The sequence below is a fragment of the Oleiphilus sp. HI0123 genome, from assembly GCF_001635315.1.
The window spans coordinates 1-841 of the sequence record NZ_LWGE01001900.1 but is presented as its reverse complement, the minus strand read 5'-3'; the positions used below and the strand labels follow the sequence as shown (position 1 = coordinate 841).

The 841-nt window shown below is 44.6% G+C and carries 2 protein-coding genes; both read right to left on the bottom strand.

The features are described from left to right. Positions 1-307 (bottom strand): glutathione S-transferase family protein (locus tag A3761_RS25280; protein WP_197473267.1); only part of this gene is annotated, 307 nt, incomplete at its 3' end. 48 nt (positions 308-355) lie between these two features. Then, positions 356-841, bottom strand: a 486-nt coding sequence (locus A3761_RS25275; protein ID WP_156492129.1) for an AraC family transcriptional regulator, incomplete at its 5' end; no start/stop codon positions are given.

The following is an 841-nucleotide window of genomic DNA, read 5'->3' as shown; positions in this document are numbered from 1 at the left end:
GTTGGTCATAATGACCACGAAGTACCGGATCCGAAGCAGGTGGACATAAGTTCTTATCAGATACAGCGCCAAGATAATTAACAATCGCAGCACTTTCAGTTAATACCAAGGGGCCACCAGAAACAGAACCGTCAGCAAGCGTCGGCACCTTACCTTGAACATTCATGGAACGATAATCTTCACTGTTCGTGCCTTTCTCGCCCGCGCTGCCAAATTCTACCGAGATATATTCGTAATCAAGACCAGCCTCTTCAGCCGCCCAAACACAACGAAAAGAACGTGATGTACCCTTGCCATATAACTTCATCAGTTAACCCTCTATTTTAGTTTCAATGGGGTCAGACTCGATTGATTTTCAATCGAGTCTGACCCCATTGAAACTCTTTGCTCGAAACTTTGCAGGAGACTCGCCCGTCCATCGTTTAAAGGCCCGGCTAAAAGCACTCAATTCAGAAAACCCTAACAAAAATGCAACTTCACTAATAGAAACCTTGTTTTCCTTCAAATAACGCTCAGCTTCTCGCTGCCGAACTTCCTCAACCAAAGACTGAAAGGATACCTGCTCTTTTTTCAGTTTTCGATAAAGCGTATGACGGCTCATATTGAGAGCCTTTGCAGCACGCTCAACGTCCAGTTCTGCATCTTCGGCCAAGTGACGCCGAATAAAACGCCTGACTTTATCTTTGATATCAGAGCTTGAAGCAACCTTGCGAAGCAGCTTTTCAGCATAAGAGGTTAAAACACTAAGCAAATAAGGGTTGCCATGCTTCACTTTCAAATCAAGCGCCGATTTCTTAAACACAATACCAGTCTGCTCTTGAGAGAACTTAAGCTCGCCCTT